Origin of the sequence: Microcystis wesenbergii FACHB-1317, from assembly GCF_014696875.1 — a bacterium.
Lineage (GTDB): Bacteria > Cyanobacteriota > Cyanobacteriia > Cyanobacteriales > Microcystaceae > Microcystis > Microcystis wesenbergii_A.
Genome location: NZ_JACJQV010000100.1, coordinates 1 through 18,244, shown reverse-complemented (window position 1 = coordinate 18,244; position 18,244 = coordinate 1). Strand labels below are relative to the sequence as shown.

23 protein-coding genes and 4 pseudogenes are annotated in these 18,244 nt (G+C 42.0%); 15 read left to right on the top strand and 12 right to left on the bottom strand.

Features of this window, described 5'->3' with window-relative positions; genetic code table 11:
- Nucleotides 1–434: 434 nt before the first annotated feature.
- From H6F92_RS07170 to gyrA, 3 genes are all read left to right on the top strand, one after another.
- Complete coding sequence (locus tag H6F92_RS07170; RefSeq protein ID WP_190357333.1) at nt 435–1,649, top strand: AAA family ATPase; 1,215 nt, start codon at nt 435–437, stop codon at nt 1,647–1,649.
- Nucleotides 1,642–2,226 (top strand): DUF4276 family protein, encoded by a 585-nt coding sequence (locus H6F92_RS07165; protein WP_190357332.1) that lies wholly within the window; start codon nt 1,642–1,644, stop codon nt 2,224–2,226. The genes H6F92_RS07170 and H6F92_RS07165 overlap by 8 nt, the downstream gene beginning before the upstream one ends.
- 193 nt (nt 2,227–2,419) lie before the next feature.
- Nucleotides 2,420–4,972, top strand: a complete 2,553-nt coding sequence (gyrA, locus tag H6F92_RS07160; protein WP_190357331.1) for a DNA gyrase subunit A — start codon at nt 2,420–2,422, stop codon at nt 4,970–4,972.
- A 254-nt stretch (nt 4,973–5,226) separates the two neighbouring features.
- On the opposite strand, the gene H6F92_RS07155 is transcribed toward gyrA, so the two are convergent.
- Entirely contained in the window at nt 5,227–5,757 is a 531-nt protein-coding gene (locus tag H6F92_RS07155) for a ComEA family DNA-binding protein (protein ID WP_190357330.1), read from the bottom strand.
- Nucleotides 5,754–6,152, bottom strand: a complete 399-nt coding sequence (locus tag H6F92_RS07150; RefSeq protein ID WP_190357329.1) for an SHOCT domain-containing protein — start codon at nt 6,150–6,152, stop codon at nt 5,754–5,756. Before H6F92_RS07150 ends, H6F92_RS07155 begins: the two co-directional genes overlap by 4 nt.
- 81 nt (nt 6,153–6,233) lie before the next feature.
- On the opposite strand from H6F92_RS07150, the gene asnS reads away from it, so the two are divergent.
- From asnS to H6F92_RS07130, 4 genes are all read left to right on the top strand, one after another.
- Nucleotides 6,234–7,598: an asparagine--tRNA ligase gene (gene asnS / locus H6F92_RS07145; protein ID WP_190357328.1), complete on the top strand. Its 1,365-nt coding sequence runs from the start codon at nt 6,234–6,236 to the stop codon at nt 7,596–7,598.
- 374 nt (nt 7,599–7,972) lie between these two features.
- Nucleotides 7,973–9,160 carry an RNA-guided endonuclease InsQ/TnpB family protein gene (locus tag H6F92_RS07140; protein ID WP_190357327.1) on the top strand — a complete coding sequence of 396 codons (1,188 nt, stop codon included), beginning with the start codon at nt 7,973–7,975 and terminating at the stop codon, nt 9,158–9,160.
- A 180-nt stretch (nt 9,161–9,340) separates the two neighbouring features.
- On the top strand, nt 9,341–9,643 hold the full coding sequence (locus H6F92_RS07135) for a hypothetical protein (protein ID WP_016515170.1): 303 nt from the start codon (nt 9,341–9,343) through the stop codon (nt 9,641–9,643).
- A complete protein-coding gene (locus H6F92_RS07130) occupies nt 9,631–9,858 on the top strand; it encodes a hypothetical protein (protein WP_002797786.1) in 228 nt (75 codons plus the stop codon). Before H6F92_RS07135 ends, H6F92_RS07130 begins: the two co-directional genes overlap by 13 nt.
- Before the next feature lie 219 nt (nt 9,859–10,077).
- On the opposite strand, the gene H6F92_RS07125 is transcribed toward H6F92_RS07130, so the two are convergent.
- Together H6F92_RS07125 and H6F92_RS27015 are read right to left on the bottom strand one after the other, a co-directional pair.
- Nucleotides 10,078–10,314, bottom strand: a complete 237-nt coding sequence (locus H6F92_RS07125) for a DUF6887 family protein (RefSeq protein ID WP_223212995.1) — start codon at nt 10,312–10,314, stop codon at nt 10,078–10,080.
- The gene (locus H6F92_RS27015; protein ID WP_416338821.1) at nt 10,311–10,541 is read right to left on the bottom strand and encodes a DUF6888 family protein; all 231 of its coding nucleotides are present in this window, start codon (nt 10,539–10,541) and stop codon (nt 10,311–10,313) included. Before H6F92_RS27015 ends, H6F92_RS07125 begins: the two co-directional genes overlap by 4 nt.
- Before the next feature lie 469 nt (nt 10,542–11,010).
- On the opposite strand from H6F92_RS27015, the gene H6F92_RS25810 reads away from it, so the two are divergent.
- The 6 genes and pseudogenes from H6F92_RS25810 (at nt 11,011) to H6F92_RS07100 (ending at nt 13,359) form a co-directional block, all read left to right on the top strand.
- Nucleotides 11,011–11,769, top strand: coding sequence for a PEP-CTERM sorting domain-containing protein (locus tag H6F92_RS25810; RefSeq protein WP_242030037.1), 759 nt, complete (start codon nt 11,011–11,013; stop codon nt 11,767–11,769).
- A 115-nt stretch (nt 11,770–11,884) separates the two neighbouring features.
- Nucleotides 11,885–12,301, top strand: coding sequence for a hypothetical protein (locus tag H6F92_RS07115; RefSeq protein ID WP_190357326.1), 417 nt, complete (start codon nt 11,885–11,887; stop codon nt 12,299–12,301).
- A 5-nt stretch (nt 12,302–12,306) separates the two neighbouring features.
- Nucleotides 12,307–12,660, top strand: coding sequence for a hypothetical protein (locus tag H6F92_RS07110; protein ID WP_190357325.1), 354 nt, complete (start codon nt 12,307–12,309; stop codon nt 12,658–12,660).
- A 20-nt stretch (nt 12,661–12,680) separates the two neighbouring features.
- Nucleotides 12,681–12,755: pseudogene (locus H6F92_RS25805) on the top strand (PEP-CTERM sorting domain-containing protein); the annotation flags it as partial.
- Nucleotides 12,756–12,880: 125 nt separating this feature from the next.
- Nucleotides 12,881–13,117, top strand: a complete 237-nt coding sequence (locus H6F92_RS07105) for a hypothetical protein (protein ID WP_072926254.1) — start codon at nt 12,881–12,883, stop codon at nt 13,115–13,117.
- 2 nt (nt 13,118–13,119) lie between these two features.
- On the top strand, nt 13,120–13,359 hold the full coding sequence (locus H6F92_RS07100; RefSeq protein ID WP_004268825.1) for a hypothetical protein: 240 nt from the start codon (nt 13,120–13,122) through the stop codon (nt 13,357–13,359).
- A 239-nt stretch (nt 13,360–13,598) separates the two neighbouring features.
- On the opposite strand, the pseudogene H6F92_RS25800 reads toward H6F92_RS07100, so the two are convergent.
- A pseudogene (locus H6F92_RS25800) lies at nt 13,599–13,952 on the bottom strand (type II toxin-antitoxin system RelE/ParE family toxin).
- Nucleotides 13,945–14,283 carry a UPF0175 family protein gene (locus H6F92_RS07090; RefSeq protein WP_190357323.1) on the bottom strand — a complete coding sequence of 113 codons (339 nt, stop codon included), beginning with the start codon at nt 14,281–14,283 and terminating at the stop codon, nt 13,945–13,947. Before H6F92_RS07090 ends, H6F92_RS25800 begins: the two are co-directional and overlap by 8 nt.
- 279 nt (nt 14,284–14,562) lie before the next feature.
- Between H6F92_RS07090 and H6F92_RS07085 the strand changes: the two genes are divergently transcribed.
- Both H6F92_RS07085 and H6F92_RS07080 read left to right on the top strand, forming a co-directional pair.
- Nucleotides 14,563–14,778, top strand: a complete 216-nt coding sequence (locus H6F92_RS07085) for a hypothetical protein (RefSeq protein ID WP_002771553.1) — start codon at nt 14,563–14,565, stop codon at nt 14,776–14,778.
- Complete coding sequence (locus H6F92_RS07080; RefSeq protein WP_190357322.1) at nt 14,778–15,038, top strand: type II toxin-antitoxin system RelE family toxin; 261 nt, start codon at nt 14,778–14,780, stop codon at nt 15,036–15,038. Before H6F92_RS07085 ends, H6F92_RS07080 begins: the two co-directional genes overlap by 1 nt.
- Before the next feature lie 256 nt (nt 15,039–15,294).
- Here the strand turns inward: H6F92_RS07080 and H6F92_RS07075 are convergent, their stop codons facing one another.
- The 6 genes and pseudogenes from H6F92_RS07075 to H6F92_RS07050 form a co-directional block, all read right to left on the bottom strand.
- Nucleotides 15,295–15,654: a DUF5615 family PIN-like protein gene (locus H6F92_RS07075; RefSeq protein WP_185238926.1), complete on the bottom strand. Its 360-nt coding sequence runs from the start codon at nt 15,652–15,654 to the stop codon at nt 15,295–15,297.
- Nucleotides 15,629–15,931 carry a hypothetical protein gene (locus H6F92_RS07070; protein ID WP_002748182.1) on the bottom strand — a complete coding sequence of 101 codons (303 nt, stop codon included), beginning with the start codon at nt 15,929–15,931 and terminating at the stop codon, nt 15,629–15,631. Before H6F92_RS07070 ends, H6F92_RS07075 begins: the two co-directional genes overlap by 26 nt.
- Before the next feature lie 89 nt (nt 15,932–16,020).
- Nucleotides 16,021–16,296, bottom strand: coding sequence for a helix-turn-helix domain-containing protein (locus H6F92_RS07065; protein WP_190357321.1), 276 nt, complete (start codon nt 16,294–16,296; stop codon nt 16,021–16,023).
- Between the two features lie 31 nt (nt 16,297–16,327).
- Nucleotides 16,328–16,492: pseudogene (locus H6F92_RS25795) on the bottom strand (type II toxin-antitoxin system RelE/ParE family toxin); the annotation flags it as partial.
- Between the two features lie 600 nt (nt 16,493–17,092).
- The gene (locus H6F92_RS07055; RefSeq protein ID WP_190357320.1) at nt 17,093–17,416 is read right to left on the bottom strand and encodes a Txe/YoeB family addiction module toxin; all 324 of its coding nucleotides are present in this window, start codon (nt 17,414–17,416) and stop codon (nt 17,093–17,095) included.
- Between the two features lie 135 nt (nt 17,417–17,551).
- Nucleotides 17,552–17,899, bottom strand: a pseudogene (locus tag H6F92_RS07050) (type II toxin-antitoxin system Phd/YefM family antitoxin).
- Between the last annotated feature and the right edge of the window lie 345 nt (nt 17,900–18,244).

Genomic DNA, 18,244 nt, shown 5'->3' with positions numbered 1-18,244 from the left:
CTAGTTTAGTCAGATTCTTGTTTCCCAATTTGAGAATTCTTTCTGATTTACAAATAACCGCAATTTTCTGCATCCAAATCAGCTTCCCAACTCAATTTGTGAGAAATGCGGGTTTTAGGGTATTTTACCTCTTTTTCTTGCACTTATTTGGCACTTTTTTCTCTCAACACCTTGATAGATAAGAGTTTTAGAGTTATTCAGCAAGCCCTAGCCTATACTCAACGGATTTAGTATTAAGTGCGTCTAAGCTTATTATCCAACAAGGTTTTTAGATTTATTCAGCAAGCCCTAATTATCGAGGGAAAAACTACTAAAAGTGGTCTTCTTCGGCGATCGCCAGCCGCCAGCCTGGAAAACTGAGGGAAGATCAGATAGATTGGATATAATTAACTAATAAAGCCCTGTATAGTCCCAAAAACTAGAATTGTTTTAATATGAACCAGCCTAGACTATTATCTTTTACCCTCGATGGTTGGGGTGTGCTAGGTGGTCCAGTTTCCCTATCCCTAGTTAACCAAGTTGGGGTATTAGTGGGGAGAAACGGTGCGGGGAAATCCGCTATCCTAGAAGGATTTGAAGCCATCTCATCCTGTGCTATCGGTAGATCGATCGGCTCTCGGATGATTGATAGTGATAGCATTCCCTCAATTTTGCAGGTTGAAATTCTAACACCGACTAACCGGCGCTTAGGATACAGGTATGAGCTAATCATCCCCTTTTCTATGGACGATCTAGATACAGACATAGATGATACCACTAACGATAATTCCTTGGAAAATTCCTTTTCTTGGAATGATTATTGTCAGTATATTGATGGAGATCAAGAACTTCTCTGGAAAACCGAATTTGGACTAACAAGCTTTAATAATAATGGTGAGCCAATATTTGCTATTCTTGGCAATACTACCTCGCTGCGACAGTCAAATATACCTAGAAATTCATCGCTAAATTTACCTCCAGAAATGAAGTGGGTTTATGCTATTTTAAAAGGGATTCGTCTTCTTGGCAAAGCTCCTATCCGTCGCACATCAAGGCGACAGCCTTCCTTATTAAAGGTGGCAAGTAAGAAGATTTCTGCCAGTCGATTTGATCTAGCAGATACTCTAGCTCGGAGAATATTTTATTGGGTAGGTACGGATTATTTTGATGAACTAGAAAATGTTTGTCAACGAATAGGACTTGCCAAGAAAATCACTGTGCAGAAGTTTGTTTTGAGTGAGCATTCTGGACAGACAGACCAAGGTAAAGACGAAGAGTACATCGCTTCAGTATTATTAGATGGAGTCAATATTGGATTACTCTCCGATGGCACCTTGCGAGTTTTATCAATTCTTATCGAAATAATTGCTCACTCTCCTAATGCAACAACCATAATTGAGGAGCCAGAAACACAAATACATCCCGCAATGTTAGCAAAATTATTAAATGAAATTAAATCCTATACTTGGGATGAAAATTTAATTATATCAACTCATTCACCACAAGTAGTAGCTTGGACAAAGCCAGAAAATATTAGCTTAGTCTATCGTAATCAAGGACGGACAAGTGTTAGGAAACTAGAAGAAGGAGAGATTGAAAAAGTTGTCGAGTATCTCTGTGAAGAAGGAGATTTAGGAGACTGGATTTACAGTGGTATTCTCGATGAGTAGTAACTTGATCGCCATAATTGCCGAAGATGAGACGGACTGCGATGTGTTTCGTCAAATTATCCATCGCGTGCTGGGGACAAATACTAGGACAAAATATTGGGCATCTAAATCCTGTAGTACATTAAAGAGAAAACTGTCAGCAAAACTTAAAGTGATGACAAGGGAAGGATGTGATGCTTTTATCATTGTTCATGATTTAGATCGCAATCCCAACAATAACTCTCTTAATGATGAAAAACAATTGCGAGATCACTTAGAATTAAGCTGTTCTAATATTAATGGTCTCAGGAAATATATCTGCATCCCAATAGAAGAATTAGAGGCTTGGTTTTGGTCTGATCCAGAGGTGATTAAATATGTGGGACGAGGCAAGGGAAACGCTCACCCAAACCCTCACCTAATTATCAAACCGAAAGAAAAATTGATCCAATTGTCAATCGGTGAAAATAGAAAACCCCGTTATAGTACGAACATGAATGTTGAACTGGCCGAAAAGCTAAATTTAGAACTTTGTGCCACTCGTTGTCCTTCTTTTAAAGAGCTGCGCGACTTTCTGCAATCTCTGTCAAGAGGATAGCAAACCATTAACCCCCCCCATCCCAGCCAAGAAACCTGCGAGCGCCGCCTCAAACCCCAAAAAAGAGGGATTTTATGGTAAAATAGTCCTACAAATGGGCATATTCTGCACATCAAAAGGGTAAAAACCCGATTTTTAGCGAATTTACTCACAAAAACGCCTTTTTTGCCTTGTTATTGGAGTTAACCCCCCTATGACCGCCGCCCAGGATCATATCGTCCCCACAGACTTAAGCAATGAAATGTCCCGTTCCTACCTAGAATACGCCATGAGCGTCATCGTTGGGCGAGCCTTGCCCGACGCTAGGGACGGACTGAAACCCGTACACCGGCGCATTCTTTATGCGATGTACGAACTAGGATTAACCCCCGATCGCCCCTTCCGGAAATGCGCTAGAGTCGTCGGGGAAGTATTAGGAAAATACCACCCCCACGGGGATACTGCTGTTTACGATGCCCTCGTCCGCATGGCCCAGGATTTCTCCATGCGCGATCCCCTGATTAACGGTCATGGTAACTTCGGATCGATCGATAACGATCCTCCGGCAGCCATGCGTTATACCGAGTGTCGTCTGCACACCCTGGCCACCAACGCCCTACTACAGGATATCGAGTCAGAAACCGTCGATTTCGCCGATAACTTCGATGGTTCCCAACAGGAACCCGTGGTTTTACCCTCTAGAGTCCCACAACTGCTAATTAATGGCTCATCGGGTATCGCCGTCGGTATGGCCACCAATATCCCCCCCCACAACCTGGCCGAGATTATCGATGGAACCGTTGCCCTCATCCATAACCCCGATCTCACCGATACGGAATTACAGCGTTATATCCCAGGGCCGGACTTTCCCACCGGGGGGCATATCCTCGGTAGAGACGGTATTCAGGAAGCTTACACCACCGGCCGCGGTTCTATTACCCTGCGGGGAGTCGCCTCCTTTGAAACCATCGAACAAAGGGGAAGACCCGATCGAGATGCTATTATCATCACCGAACTGCCCTATCAAACCAATAAAGCGGCATTAATCGAAAAAATCGCCGATTTGGTCAATGATCGCAAAATAGACGGTATTTCCGATGTGCGGGACGAAAGCGATCGCGACGGCATCCGGGTGGTGATCGAACTGAAACGAGATGCCTATCCTCGCGTCGTCCTTAACAATCTTTATAAACAAACGCCCCTCCAGTCGAATTTTGGGGCGAATATGTTGGCATTAGTCGATAACGAACCGAGATTACTGACTTTAAGGGAGTTTCTCCGCGTTTTCCTCGATTTTCGGGTAGAAGTTATCACCCGTCGCACCCGTTATGAACTCCGCAAGGCCGAGGAAAGGGATCATATCCTTCAGGGTTTACTAATTGCCCTCGCTAGTCTCGATGCAGTCATTGCCCTAATTCGCAGTGCTGCCGACACAGCTAGTGCAAAAGAGGGATTAGTGCAGAATTTTGGTCTTTCAGAGGTGCAAGCGGACGCAATCCTACAAATGCAGCTGCGGCGTTTAACCGCCCTAGAATCGGAGAAAATTCAGCAAGAACACGGGGAATTACTGACAAAAATCGGCGATCTTCAGGATATTTTAGCCAGAAAAGAACGCATCGACAGCATTATCGAGGAAGAACTGCAACAGATCAAAACGATTCACTCTACCCCCCGTCGCACTCATATCGAACAACGGGAAGGAGAAATCGCCGAAACTGACCTGATTGCCAACGAACAGGCCTTAATTCTCGTCACCGAACAGGGTTACATCAAAAGAATGCCCGTTAATACCTTTGAGTCCCAAAATCGGGCGACAAGGGGCAAAGCTGGCGCAAAAATGAAAGAAGACGACGGCATCGATCACTTTATCACCTGCCGCGATCACGATAGCGTCCTCTTTTTCACCGATCGCGGGGTTGTCTATAGTCTCAATGCCTATCATATCCCCACCGGTTCGCGTACCGCTCGCGGCGTTCCCATCGTGCAACTGTTAGAGATTCCCAAAGGGGAGAAAATTACCTCGGTGGTGGCAGTCAGCGAGTTCAGCGAGGATAATTACCTGATTATGCTCACACAAAAGGGATTTATCAAGAAAACCGCCCTCGCTGCCTTTAGTAATATTCGATCGAACGGTTTAATCGCCATTTCTCTCGAAGACGGTGATCAACTACGTTGGGTTCGCTTGGCCAAAGAGGAAGATAGCGTCATTATCGGTTCTCGTCAGGGGATGGCCATTCATTTTAAGGCCGATAGTCAACAATTGCGCTCCTTGGGAAGGGCAACTAAAGGCGTAAAATCGATGAAATTGCGCTCAGGTGACGAATTAATTAGTATGGACATCCTGCCTAGTCAAATTGTCGCCCAAATCGCTGAATCTAACGAAGAAGAAACCGAGGACGAAAGCGAAGAAATTAACCCCGAAGTGGCTAATAATGGCCCCTGGGTGTTAGCGATTACCATGGCAGGACTAGGAAAACGGGTTCCCGTTACCCTCCTCCGGCTGCAAAATCGGGCGGGATTAGGAGTCAGAGTGATTAAATTCCGCAAAAAGAACGATAAATTAGCGGCTCTGCACGTTGTTAACCCCCACGAGGAATTTATGATTATCACCGAACGGGGTATTATCATCCGTCAATCCGTCGATGCTATTACTCCTCAATCGCGATCGGCCGGAGGCATCCGGGTACAAAAACTCGATGAGGACGATGCGATCGCTGCGGTAGCCCTAGTTCCCCCTAGTGATGCGGAGGAATCTGAAGACAGTTAGATTTGCTGGGAAGTGGGAAGTGGGAAGTGGGGAGAATAAATAAAACTAATCTTCTGACTCCTATCTCCTGTCTCCTGAGTAACGCACAGAAAACGGGTTTCTCGGAGAAACCCGTTTTCTACTCATGCACTCATGCAAAAAGGGGAATAAATAATCAGTCTTTAATAACCAGATTTAGTATGACTCCTATCTCCTGACTCCCATCTCCTATCTCCTGACTCCTATCTCCTGTCTCCTTTCCTGAGGATTTGGGATTAAAACTGAAAAAAGTGCATTAATTGGGAGATTTCCTGAGCTTCTAGGGATAAACGCCCTTTAAAATCCACAATATTCTTAAATAATCCCTGTTCTTCTCTATTTTTAATAATGGCAGCTGCTAAATTATCGCTGATCAGGGGTAGGGTGGTTAACTGCTCGATCGAGGCGGTGTTAGGATTGATTTTAGGGGGTGCGAGGTGACTTTCCCGACTATAATAGGCGAATTCTAGAATCGGTTCCCAAGCTTTCAATCTAGCCACAGGAACACTCAAAGCAGCCGCTAGATCTTCAAGACAAAGCAATTCTACCCCCATACCCGACAATTCCACCAACATTCGCGCTTGATGGATGGATATCCCCGGCAATCGCAGCCAATCATCCACACCCGCTTGACTGACATTAATTTTAATGCCCAATTGTGCCGCCATAGCGATCTCATCAAGGGAACGAAAGCGATAATAGGGATCATTGCTAATTTTGGCTTTTAAAGGGTTAAAAGTGCGCCCTAACCAGTTTTGCGGTGTCATTGTAGTAATTGTCGCCGTTTTTCTTCAAATTCGTACTCAGAAATTAATCCTTCTTGCCGGAGGCGCTCTAATTCTCTTAAAGCTGCCCCGATCGCCTCTACTTGTTTAGGCTCTAAACTGGGGACAGTGGCAGCAGCGGTGGCAGTGGGAAAATAGTTAGCCAAAAATTGGTTATCTTGGATTAAATACCACACTGCATCGATCGCGCAAGCCACCCGGGGAATCGGAGTTTGCCAGAGGAGAAGATAAATCATTCCCCAGAGAGGTTGACCGAGATAGAATTTATGAATACCGGCGATAGGAAAGGGTAAAGCGAGAATACTACCGATAAAAGCCAAAAAAATCGCTAATTTACGGCTTTTGGGCTTACTTAATAATTTTTCCACCAGAAGCATGAGACCTGTTCGAGATTGATTTTAGCCTGATCTGAACCTTCTATTCTAAAATACTCTTTGGTTCTAACATAGGGATACGCGATGACTAGCAGAATCAAGGAAATCTTTCAGACAGGACAACCGGATCAATCCGTCACCGTGCAGGGTTGGGTGAGAACAAAACGAGAATTAAAAGAATTTACTTTCCTGGAAGTTAATGATGGCTCATACCTGGCCAACTTACAAGTTATCCTCGAACCGACTTTACCCGATTATGAAAATGTACTAAAAACAATTAGTACAGGAACGGCGATCGCTGTTTCGGGAAATTTGGTTCTTTCCCCGGGTAAAGGGCAAAATATCGAGTTAAAAGCGGCCGAAATCACCCTTTATGGTGACTGTCCTGCGGATTATCCCCTACAAAAGAAACGTCATTCCTTTGAATTTCTGAGAACCATTGCCCATCTGCGAGCAAGAACCAACACCCTAGGAGCAGTAATGCGGGTTAGAAACGCTTGCGCTACCGCTATACACACTTTTTTCCAAGAAAAGGGCTTTATTTGGGTACATACTCCCATTATTACCGCTAACGACTGCGAAGGTGCGGGAGAATTATTTACTGTCACCAGTTTAGACTTAAAAAAACCCGCCAATTTTGCCGAAGATTTCTTTGGTAAACGGGCCTATTTAACCGTCAGTGGACAATTACAAGCGGAAGTAATGGCCATGGCTTTATCTAATGTTTACACTTTTGGCCCGACTTTTCGCGCCGAAAATTCTAATACTTCCCGTCATCTGGCCGAGTTTTGGATGGTGGAACCGGAAATGGCTTTTTGTGACTTGGAAGGAGATCAGGATTTAGCGGAAGCTTTTCTGAAATATATCTTTAAATTCGTCTTAGAAAATTGTCCCGAAGATTTGCAGTTTTTTAACGAACGTATCGATAAAACGGTGTTAAGTACGGCCGAGAATATCGTTAATAGCGAGTTTGGCCGGATTACCTACAGCGAAGCGATCGAGTTATTAGAAAAAGCCGATCGTCAGTTCGAGTTTCCCGTAGAATGGGGCGTAGATTTACAGTCAGAACACGAACGTTATCTAGCGGAAGAACTATTTAAAAAACCCGTGATTGTCACCAATTATCCCAAGACAATCAAAGCTTTTTATATGCGTCTAGATGACAGTAATAAAACCGTTTCCGCTATGGATATTTTAGCGCCCAAGATCGGCGAAATTATCGGCGGTTCCCAACGGGAAGAACGATTAGATGTATTAATCCAAAGAATGCAGGAACAGGGAATGAATCCCGATGATTTGTGGTGGTATTTAGATCTGCGTCGCTACGGTTCTGTTCCCCACGCTGGTTTTGGTTTAGGATTCGAGCGTCTGGTACAATTCATGACGGGAATGACCAATATTCGCGATGTGATTCCTTTCCCCCGTACCCCTTTAAGTGCCGACTTTTAGGTTGATGTCTAGGATCGACAGGAGAAAGGTTGTAATCCTCAAGCTTTCAGCGCTAATTTGCTTGGTCTTTGGAGACTTGTACAACTTTATTGTACAAGTCCAAGCTCTTGAACTCCCCAAAAACCCCAAAATCTCGATCGCTGGTTAGGGAGAGAGATGTAAATATTTATTAAATTGTAGCTTAAAATACAGTTACGGGGGATAGTATGTGTGGTTGTATGGAGAATCGGTTATTATTACCTTTATCGAATCCGCTCAAAATACTACATCAAATGATAATTCATCGAAAATTTGGGTCTGAAACCCCGTCGTTCTACGACGGCTTTACCGTTAAATATTAGCGCATTTACACGATATATGCTAGAATGCGAGATATGGAAAAAGCCTATTCGTTTCGATTTTACCCCACACCCGAACAAGAGTCGCTATTGCGGCGCACTTTGGGCTGTGTAAGATTAGTTTACAACAAAGCTCTCCATCTCAGAACACAAGCTTGGTATGAAAGACAAGAAAGAGTAGGCTACGCTCAAACTTCTTCAATGCTAACCCATTGGAAAAAGCAAGAAGAATTAGACTTTCTCAATGAAGTAAGCTGTGTACCTTTACAACAAGGGTTAAGACACCTACAAACAGCTTTTACTAATTTCTTTGCTGGTCGTACTAAGTATCCTAACTTTAAGAAAAAACATCAAGGAGGAAGTGCCGAATTTACCAAATCTGCTTTTAAATTTAAAGACAAACAAATCTATTTAGCTAAATGCACAGAACCTTTACCTATTCGATGGTCAAGACAAATACCAGAAAGCTGTGAACCAAGCACAGTAACAGTCAGATTACATCCTTCTGGACGCTGGCATATCTCAATTAGATTTGATGACCCAATGATTAAGCCTTTACCAGTAACAGATAAAGCCATTGGAATTGACTTAGGAATTAGTAGCCTTGTGATTACCAGCGATGGTGACAAAGTATCTAATCCTGAGCATTTTAACAAGCATTATCGGAGACTGCGAAGAGCATCTAAAAGTCTTTCTCGAAAACAGAAAGGGTCAAAAAATCGGGAAAAAGCGAGAATCAAAGTAGCAAGGATTCACGCTCAAATCACCGATAGTAGAAAAGACCATTTACATAAGCTAACCACTCAATTAGTTCGTGAAAACCAAACGGTTGTGGTTGAGAATTTAGCCGTCAAGAATATGGTCAAAAACCCCAAGTTATCTCAGGCAATATCTGATGTAAGTTGGGGAGAAATCACTCGACAATTAGCCTATAAATGCCGTTGGTATGGCAGAAATTACATCGAAATAGATAGATGGTTTCCCAGTTCTAAAAGGTGTAGTAATTGCGGGTATATTGCTGAGAAAATGCCGTTAAATGTTCGAGAGTGGGATTGTCCAAGCTGTGGGACTCACCATGACCGAGATATTAACGCCAGTAAAAACATTTTGGCCGCAGGGCTTGCGGTGTCAGTCTGTAGAGCGACCATAAGACCAGAACAGAGTAAATCTGTTAAGGCAGGTGCGAAAAATCCTTCGGGAAAGAAGCAGAAACCCAAATCGTGAGGTTTGGGAATCGCCGTCCGTTTTACGGCGGTGAGGATGTCAACATGGGATAGTGAAGATTGGGAGCAATTTGACCAACTCATTGCCAATTGTCTTGTAGATATAGGAATTGAAGATTGAGCATCGGCAACACGACCATTATATTTATCACCGAAACGAGAATCCTATCCATGATTGGCAATGAAATTTGAAGTTGTTACCCCTTTGGGATTTACAGTTAGAACTTCAGAAGGTTATTGGCAGAGGCTAATGGGCAAACATCCTGACCTTGAGGAGTTGGAGGAATTAGTTACCCTTACCCTAGCTTTACCGGATGAAATTCGACGCAGTAGCCACGATGCTGGGGTGCTGCTATTTTATCGCCAGCGACAGGAAAAACGTTGGGTTGTGGCAGTGGCTCGGCGTTTGAATGGAGATGGGTTCTTGATTACTGCCTACCAAACCGATGGGATTAAAGAAGGGGAAATGCTATGGCTCAAGTAAAAGTTTTCTATGAACCGGAAACGGAATTACTGACTGTCTTCTGGCAGCAACCCAGAAAGGAGCAGATTTGTACTGAACTGGGGGATGGGGTGATTTTGATTAAGGATTCCACCAGTGGCGAGCCGATTGGCTTGGAAATTCTCTCCTATCGCCCTGGGGACAATCGCTTTGATGCGGTGAGCGTTGAACTGGGGCAGTTGAGTCCCGTCAGTTGATATTGGTCATTATTCTGGTTGTCCTCTAACTTCCGAAATCATCTGGGCGTTGAGGATGGGTTTCATGGTGGATAGCTCGTCAGGGAGAGAAATGTAAAGATTTATAAATTGTAGCTTTTGATACAGTTGTGGGGGGTGTGTGCTGTGCTGTTATCCTCCTTCTGTCTTGGGTTGGGCTATTGCTTGACCTGACTGCGAGAGAGTGCGATCGCACTGTATCTAAGTTAACTCATTTTGCTGAAAATTATGACGGGAATCTTGACGCATTTGTTCAATAACTTCGGGATATTTTTCCAGATCTTCTAAGGAGTTTAAAGGTGGATAAACTACTCGATCTTTTCTTTCATTTACCTTATCTACATAAGCATAAAAAGCCTCGTCATCCTCACGATGAGATAATACATAACTTTTTAATTCTTGAGATGTCATAGTTTTAAAATTAGGTTTTTGATTCATTTTATCCATTGTCCATTAGGTTTAATTTCAATCTCAATACCTTCACCAATTAACATGAAAATATTTTTAGTACGATCATCCAATCTTATTAAGTTAATTGGTAAATAAAACCTTGTTGCCCAACAAGATAGGGTATAACATTGTAAGAGTTGTGCAAGTGTCGGAATATTTGGTTCTTCCGAACTTACAATGTAGAAAATTCCCCAAGCTCCCTCTCTGTCCAGCAATGCTCTAAAGTTGATAAATATCAATCTAACAAAAACTCAAAGCCTTACTATACCAGCTTTACAAGCATAAGTTGTTAATAGTTTTACATGACAGGTTCGGTAGAGCCGAATATTTTTCCCTCCCAAAACCGAACGAATGACACTAATTATAACAAAATAGAGAATCTGCTTCAACAACTTCGAGACAGAGATGAACGCAAAGACGAATCCGACAGACCGCGCCACAATAACTCAAGGAAGAGGATAGTTCGTCTGAGAAGCAGTAAAACAGAGGAAAACACCTGAGACTCCCTGCTCTGTCAACCCCTAAGCTAGGGAGAGAAATATAAAGATTTATAAATTGTAGCTTTTGATACAGTTGTGGGGGGGGGGGAATGTGTATTGTCCTACTATCCGCCTTCTGTACTGGGTTGGGTTGTTGCTTGACCTGAGATAAGTTTACTTAAGAAGATCATACTGGACTAAAAAAATGAAAATTAACAATTTTTGTCGATACAGTGCAATTCCCCTAGCCTTTTCTGCTTTTTTAGGTTTTGTAGATACAGCAAATGCAGCTACCTTGACCTTTGACTCTACTATTATATTACACGGCTCAGTTTCGGGCAGTGGTGAAAAAGTTGCTGGATCAACAGACGCAGATGTACAAGCGGTAAACGATTATATAAAAAAATACTCTGGACCAGCCGAATTTAAGGTAATTTACACTATAGTTTTAAAAGCTGATCATACAGTAGATACTACTCGAAGTAAAGTTAAATTCGACACCATTAAATACACATCGAATGGCCAAGACGGAAAATCTAAGTTTACAACATCCGATATTCCAATAACAAGTGTAACGCTTACGAATGACGCAACTCCAAAGGTTTCATCATTTACGTTTGAAGGTACCAAATGGTATGACACGACACGAGTTACAAACGATGGTATATCAGGTACAATCAATCTTATAAATGGTGCATCAGATTTTACAGCAAAGTATATTGGTAAAAGCGTGAATGCTCGGTACATATATACATTGTCCGCTACGATAAAGCCAGATTCACCAGAACCAGCTCCACTACCTAACGAGTTTGGAGATCCTGAGATATTCTCACCCTTGATAGTTCCCGAACCATCCGCCATCCTCAGTCTCCTCGCCCTCGGCACTCTCGGCGCAGCTTCAACCCTCAAGGGCAAACTAAAACCCTCTAAATCCACTGAAAAAGAAACCACAAAAGTAGGCTAAATTGCCTCTAAAAATACCATAAATGCCCCTTCGATCAATCTTGAGGGGGTTTTATTGTATAATTGAGGGATGAGTAAACTAGATCAACTTACGCAATCTTGAGCTATAATCGGCAATGAGGTCGAATCCGAACAACGATCAGAAAAAACTCCTGATTGCTGAACTTAAAAAAGCAGCAATCAAACATACCCCAGAAAATATTATCATAATTACTCAAGATCCTAGCGGTAAAATTGTTTTTCTAGAAACTGGAAAAGCAGGTGACAAAGGTTCTGGATTGCTGCATATTCTAGAAAATCATCGAGAAGATTTTCTCCAGAGAGGTATTACTGAAAAACAAATTCCCGATTTAATTGTAACAGCTATTAGTGAGGGAAAAATTATTGGCATACAAGGAAAAAGTCGCATAATTTATCAAGTAGAAATCAATGGAATTATTCAGTATGTTTCTCTAGAAATTAGTCATAATGGTTACTTAGTGAGTGCTAATCCAACTCCAACTCGATTAATTAATAAACTTATTCAGGAATGATAGTTATGGCAATCAGAATCAAACTTTGGGCAGATTATGGAAGTTACCCACTTTGGGGAGTAGATGAAATTGATAACATTGCTCCTGAAGAATTACCATTAAGTCAAGCAACCATTCAACGTTTAAACGCATGGCAGGATACTTACGATAAGACTTTGAATCAAGACTATCCACCTTTATCAGATTTTCCAAATCAGCAAGCTGAAATGGATTTTAAACAAGAAGGAATTAGTTTATGGAAACAGTTACGTCTTGAACTGGCCCCGGATTATGAAGTTTTCTACCAAAATGAAGGTCAATTGTTCAGACATCCTAAGGAAATAACCACAAAATCTACAGTACAAAAAATAATAGTTTGAGTATCATCACCCTCGGCTCTAGCGCAGCTTCAACCCTGAAGCGCCAACTAAAACCCTCCCAATCTACCGAAAAAGAAACCACAAAAGTCGGCTAAATGGCTTCTAAAAATACCATAAATGCCCCTTGATTCAATCTTGAGGGGGTTTTGTTTTTTTATATCTCTTTTTTGGCAATAGATGCTATAATAGAGGGCCACTCTTTAAGATTGCTTGCTTGATCGTGGACTTTGAGATTATCAGCGATATTACGAATATCGAGATTATTGCCACAGGAACAGGAATTCGTAATCGGGAACGGTTGCAAAAACAGTATGGCAAAGGTAAATGGAGAAAATTAAAGGGCATAGCCCAAGTTCAGCTTGCCAATGGTATAGTAAGGTTAGCTGAAGTCCATTGGTATGAAGCTCATGGCATCGGCAAAAAAGAATTTAAGCTCAAGTTACCGTTTCTAGATTGACCATGAAAATAGAGTCATCTCCAACAAATAAGTTCGCAGTTTGTCTCAATAATGAAGGCTACGAAGCTTCACTAGAAGTTGGCAAAATATACCGCGTTATCCCTGATGAGACAGCAGAAATAAACAGTCTAATTCGGGTTATTGATGAAAGTGGTGAAGATTACGCTTTTTCTGTGAATCGGTTTCATCCTATTGAGTTACCAAAGCCAATAGAAGAGGCATTGTTATCAGTTGCCAACTAAAACCCCCTAAATCCACCGAAAAAGAAACCACAAAAGTCGGCTAAATTGCGTCTAAAAATATCATAAATGCCCCTTCATTCAATCTTGATGTGGTTTATTTTTGGCATCTATTAATAAGTGGGTGGGTGGAATTAAATATAAGATAAACGTAGGTTGGGTTGAAGCATGAAACCAAACGCCAGCATGGGTTACGCTACCGCTAACCCATCCTACAAATAATTGTGCCTCCCTACTTACTTCTAAAAATTGTCAAACTTATTAATGATGTCTTGAATTTGCCGCGCTGGGATGTCCGTTTGGTCAGATTTGGCATAGATGAGGATCATCAAAACACAACTATTGTCTTTAAGTTGATAGATAACACGATAGCCGCTACTTTTGCCCTTTTGAATATCGCTGTTTTTGAGGTGAACTTTAAAGACAGTGTAGCCTATTCCTGGTATTTGATCGCCGATGAATTTGCCTATCTGAAGGTCATCAATTAGGGGTTATATATCAGTACGAATGCTCCGATAGCGTTTGGCGAGGATGCGAAGTCGATCCTTGAATTGATCGGAGAAAAGAAGCTTAATGGGGGGAATTTTTTCAGTCATCTATGCCATCCCACAGTTCAGAGATGGGATGTACTTTGCCCTCTTTAACTTGCTGAAGAGAAATACGAAGACTGGTGAGGATGAGTTCTTTTGGTTCGTCGTCGGGATCCGTGGGTGGAGTGAGGATATTACGCGATACTAGCAATTGGTAGAAATCATCGATCGCCATTCCCGTTAGTTCGGCTGCTTGTTCAAATTGAAGACGTTGCTGCTGATAAAGCATGATAGCGATTTCCGTGAGCATTTGAGCTTCAGTCATTTGTACTGTTTGCAGAAGTTCAGAGGGAAGGATGAGGTTCATAGAGGTTTCATTAAGTGGCAGTAACTTCATTGTATCGCCATGAAAAAGAAACCACAAAAGTAGGCTAAATTGCCTCTAAAAATACCATAAATACCCCTTCATTCAATCTTGAGGGGGTTTATTTTTTCCTTTCGCTTATTAAACAACTATCACCTCGTTGCTAGGGTCTCCCTGGCAAGGCATTTTCAGAGGTTCTACCTTGGCACGAGACAAAGCATTGATGATCACACAAAGTCGAGAAGAGCCAAATAGCCAATTTAGTGCCAAAATTAGGAGTAGTTTATTTATTCTTCTCTCCTAGTTAAAAATATGCAAGTTAAAGAGCTAACCGTTGAAGAACTCAAGCTCCTCATTCAAGAAACTGTTGCCGAAACCATCCAATCTATCTTACTCGATCCTGACCAAGACAAAGAAGTAAAACCTGAAGTTAAGCAACAACTTCTTGACTCTCTAAGACGGACTGAAATAGGAGAAAAGGGGGTTTCAGCCGAGGAAGTAGCCAAAAAACTAGGATTAAACTGGTAATGGCTTACTTTGTAGAATTTAGCCGCGAAGCAATCGCTGATTTAGAAGCACTCGCTCCTATTATTCAAGAGCGAATTTTGCGGAAAGTTCGCTGGTTGTCGGATAATTTTGAAAATGTTAGTCCTCAAGCTTTAAGTGCTAATTTGAGTGGTCTTTTCAAGCTTCGAGCCGGTGACTATAGAGTTATCTATTCTTTTGCACCCGAAGCAAAGCGGCTCACCATCCATAAGGTTGGACATCGCCGAGATATCTACAGTTGATAAAATACTGTATTTGAGAGTAGGTGGTTTCTTTGCTTAACATGATTTTTAGGGGAGACTTGTACAACCTTATTGTACAATTCCAAGCTCTTGAACTCCCCAAAAACCCCAAAATCTGAGTCGCTCGTTAGGGAGAGAAATATAAAGATTTATTAAATTGTAGCTTAGGATACAGCTTATTTTAGTTTAGTGTGTACTCTATTGTCGTCCAGCTTTGGTGTTGGGTTGGGTTGTTCCTTAGCCAAACCTGGAAAAGCTAATAGTTCCACTGATTCAGGGAGATGAACTGATTGGCCAGAGGGATATTAGCAGTTTCCAGATTGACGATCGCTTTGACAATTTCCCTTCTACTGAGATTTTTTGAGTAGTCCCTATTCTCGTAAATGGCCAAAACACCTGGATGGCGGGGGTTTTCTTGATGGAGGGCTTCAAAATCTCGGCAATTACGAGTTAGCAGGATTCGATTGTTTTGTCGGGCATAGTTCAAGACAACAGAATCTGGCTGTCCAGAAAGTCCCACTTCGTTGACTGTTATGACATCGTGACCAGCAACTGTGAGCATTTTGACGAGAACCTTACACAGAGAGTCTTCATCGATGAGTAACGGTAGGCTCAAGCACTACTCCTCTGTCTTCTAAGTAACGGCCTTCTTCTTCTGCCTCTTGCTGCAAAAGAGACTGATGGGTTTGACAATAGCGAATAACTTCTTCAATCGCCCCTAGGGGTAAGTCCCAATTATCCGCCGCTTCTAGGATAGTATCGCCGTTAACCAGCAGCTCCGACCAAACTGTATAGGCTCTTAGTTTCCTCCCCTTAAGGTAAAGTTGCTGTCGCCAAGAATCAGGACGTTTCTCTAAATACTGCCATTGGGTTTTTGCTGCGTTGGTAGTCATGGCGATACCTTGATCAAAGCTGGTATCCCTAGTCTATCAGCTAGTTGGTGCGGGACGGGATTTTCTGAATCGACAACCCACAGAAGCCGCTATCTTATTTCCACAACAAGTTCCTTTCCTAAAGCTTTGACGTATTTTTCTAAAGTAGAAATACCGACAGATTCCACATTCTCTTCTAGGTTGAAAACCGTTGCTTTATCCCAATTTAACTTATGCGCTAATTCTTCCTGAGTCAGTCCAGCTTCTTCTCTTGCCTGTGATAAGATAACTCCCAGCTTGAAACTGAGATAACCAGACTCGAAGCCTTGGCAAAATTGACTGTCAGTTTGTTTTCTCCTGTTAATATATTGTTCTACATCACTCATCGTCCAATCTCCTGTTTAAGTAGTCTCGTTTTCATTGCTGTGCCAAATAAATCTCTTGAGATGGTGTTTTTTGAGTCTTTTTGGCAAATCCGTTCGTTAAAATAATTAAATCACTTTCTCCAAAAAAGCCCAGCAGACGGAATATATTATTGCCAATCTGAACCCTCACTTCCCAAATATCATCAGTATTGACTAATTTTTTAAGGTTTTTTGCTTAGGTACTTAACATTGTCAGAGTTGTGCAGGTGTCGGAATATTTTTCCCTGCCAAAACCGAACGAATGACACTAATTATAACAAAATAGAAAATCCGCGGCTCTCTTAGGTTTGGTGGGTAAAATGTATTCACAAGATACAGTCTTGGGGCAGTGAGTGGAACGAACCACAGAGACACAAAGGACAGAAAGATCGATCACCACTATATAATTTAAACTTATCACACAAAGAATAAGAGAGCCAATCCGCTTCAACAACTTCGAGACAGAGATGAACGCAAAGACGAATCCGACAGACCGCGCCACAATAACTCAAGGAAGACGATAGTTCGTCTGAGAAGCAGTAAAACAGAGGAAAACACCTGAGACTCCCTGCTCTGTCAACCCCTAAGCTAGGGAGAGGAATGTAAATATTTATTAAATTGTAGCTTAGGCTACAGTCTTAAAGTAGAAAATGTGTATTTTTCCCTGTCCGCCTTCTGTCTTGGGTTGGGCTATCCCTTAACCCAAGCTACGAGGGGGAACGTACTACGTTCTTTGTCCCCTTTCTCCTGTAACAGTTCTTGATGGGGTTGTTTGAGTTTAGCCTGATTGATAATGATAGCGAGCTTGTAAAAAATAAACCTTATTTCCTGTGACTTTATAAACTAAACGATGCTCTAAATCGATCCGTCGTGACCAAGTGTCGGCAGCAATATACTTAAGAGGTTGGGGTTTACCCAATCCTGTCAACGAATCGCCATCCAAAATATCTGCCACTAAGTCTAAAATTTTATCGCCTTTTTTCGGTTCGTTTCGATACCACCAAGCTAAATCTGCGTGGAAATCAGGACTAAAAACGGGCAAATAACCATGAATAGGATTGTTTTTAGGTTTATCTGGCTTATTTTCTCTTTTAGGACTCAATTCCTAACTCCCCTTTCAATTCAGCTAATGGGACTTAGACAAAAAACAAATCGAGAAAAGCCTCAACCCCAATCCCTGCTTGGGATTTACTTCGAGAAGCCCAAAATCGCTGAAACCCAGATAGATCAAGGAAAATCATAAATCGAGGTTAACCCTTTGTCCCGTAATGGTTTGAGCCTTTTTTGCTGCCCGAAAATGCCTAAGTCCCACTAATGTTTGAGGAGTTGCATCTTCTGTCTGGGTCCATGCTAAAGAGCGAAATAAGCGTTGGGCATTTTCTGGCGGTCACGCAAAGCGTGCGCTACGCGATCGCAGTAAATAAACACACTCTAATAAACTGGAAAGCTCATCTTCAGCAATTAACGCCACATTTTTCTGATTGCGACGCTTAATGACGATAATTTGAGATTCGTCACACACCTGATCTAAGATACTGGCTAAATTCATCCTCGCCTGAGAGTAGGTGGTTTCTTTGCTTAACATGATTTTTAGGGGAGACTTGTACAACCTCATTGTACAATTTCAAGCTCTTGAACTCCCCAAAAACTCCAAAATCTGAAGGGAGGAGAATGTAAAGATTTATTAAATTGTAGCTTTTAATACAGTTGTGGGGGGGGAGTGTGTATTCTTCTGTTATCTTCCTTTGGTGTTGGGTTGGGTTGTTGCTTGATCTGACTGCGAGAGGGCGATCGTACTTAACCTCATAACTTGTAAATATAGCAATTCTCTGACTTATGAGGTACAGTAGCAACAGTGAGTAAACCAATTGCGAATATCTTTTTGAGTAACTTCTAACATAGCCAATTCAATCCCTTCTATTAAGTCTTT

Coding starts and splice junctions, on each gene's coding strand:
- H6F92_RS07110 (WP_190357325.1), top strand. CDS start 12,307: ATGGCAATCAGAATCAAACTTTGGGCAGATTATGGAAGTTACCCACTT.
- H6F92_RS07130 (WP_002797786.1), top strand. CDS start 9,631: ATGGCTCAAGTAAAAGTTTTCTATGAACCGGAAACGGAATTACTGACT.
- H6F92_RS07100 (WP_004268825.1), top strand. CDS start 13,120: ATGAAAATAGAGTCATCTCCAACAAATAAGTTCGCAGTTTGTCTCAAT.
- H6F92_RS07125 (WP_223212995.1), bottom strand. CDS start 10,314: ATGAATCAAAAACCTAATTTTAAAACTATGACATCTCAAGAATTAAAA.
- H6F92_RS07115 (WP_190357326.1), top strand. CDS start 11,885: ATGAGGTCGAATCCGAACAACGATCAGAAAAAACTCCTGATTGCTGAA.
- H6F92_RS07140 (WP_190357327.1), top strand. CDS start 7,973: ATGGAAAAAGCCTATTCGTTTCGATTTTACCCCACACCCGAACAAGAG.
- H6F92_RS07080 (WP_190357322.1), top strand. CDS start 14,778: ATGGCTTACTTTGTAGAATTTAGCCGCGAAGCAATCGCTGATTTAGAA.
- H6F92_RS07165 (WP_190357332.1), top strand. CDS start 1,642: ATGAGTAGTAACTTGATCGCCATAATTGCCGAAGATGAGACGGACTGC.
- H6F92_RS07070 (WP_002748182.1), bottom strand. CDS start 15,931: ATGACTACCAACGCAGCAAAAACCCAATGGCAGTATTTAGAGAAACGT.
- asnS (WP_190357328.1), top strand. CDS start 6,234: ATGACTAGCAGAATCAAGGAAATCTTTCAGACAGGACAACCGGATCAA.
- gyrA (WP_190357331.1), top strand. CDS start 2,420: ATGACCGCCGCCCAGGATCATATCGTCCCCACAGACTTAAGCAATGAA.
- H6F92_RS07085 (WP_002771553.1), top strand. CDS start 14,563: ATGCAAGTTAAAGAGCTAACCGTTGAAGAACTCAAGCTCCTCATTCAA.
- H6F92_RS07090 (WP_190357323.1), bottom strand. CDS start 14,283: ATGAAGTTACTGCCACTTAATGAAACCTCTATGAACCTCATCCTTCCC.
- H6F92_RS25810 (WP_242030037.1), top strand. CDS start 11,011: ATGAAAATTAACAATTTTTGTCGATACAGTGCAATTCCCCTAGCCTTT.
- H6F92_RS07135 (WP_016515170.1), top strand. CDS start 9,341: ATGAAATTTGAAGTTGTTACCCCTTTGGGATTTACAGTTAGAACTTCA.
- H6F92_RS07155 (WP_190357330.1), bottom strand. CDS start 5,757: ATGACACCGCAAAACTGGTTAGGGCGCACTTTTAACCCTTTAAAAGCC.
- H6F92_RS07170 (WP_190357333.1), top strand. CDS start 435: ATGAACCAGCCTAGACTATTATCTTTTACCCTCGATGGTTGGGGTGTG.
- H6F92_RS07150 (WP_190357329.1), bottom strand. CDS start 6,152: ATGCTTCTGGTGGAAAAATTATTAAGTAAGCCCAAAAGCCGTAAATTA.
- H6F92_RS07065 (WP_190357321.1), bottom strand. CDS start 16,296: ATGAGTGATGTAGAACAATATATTAACAGGAGAAAACAAACTGACAGT.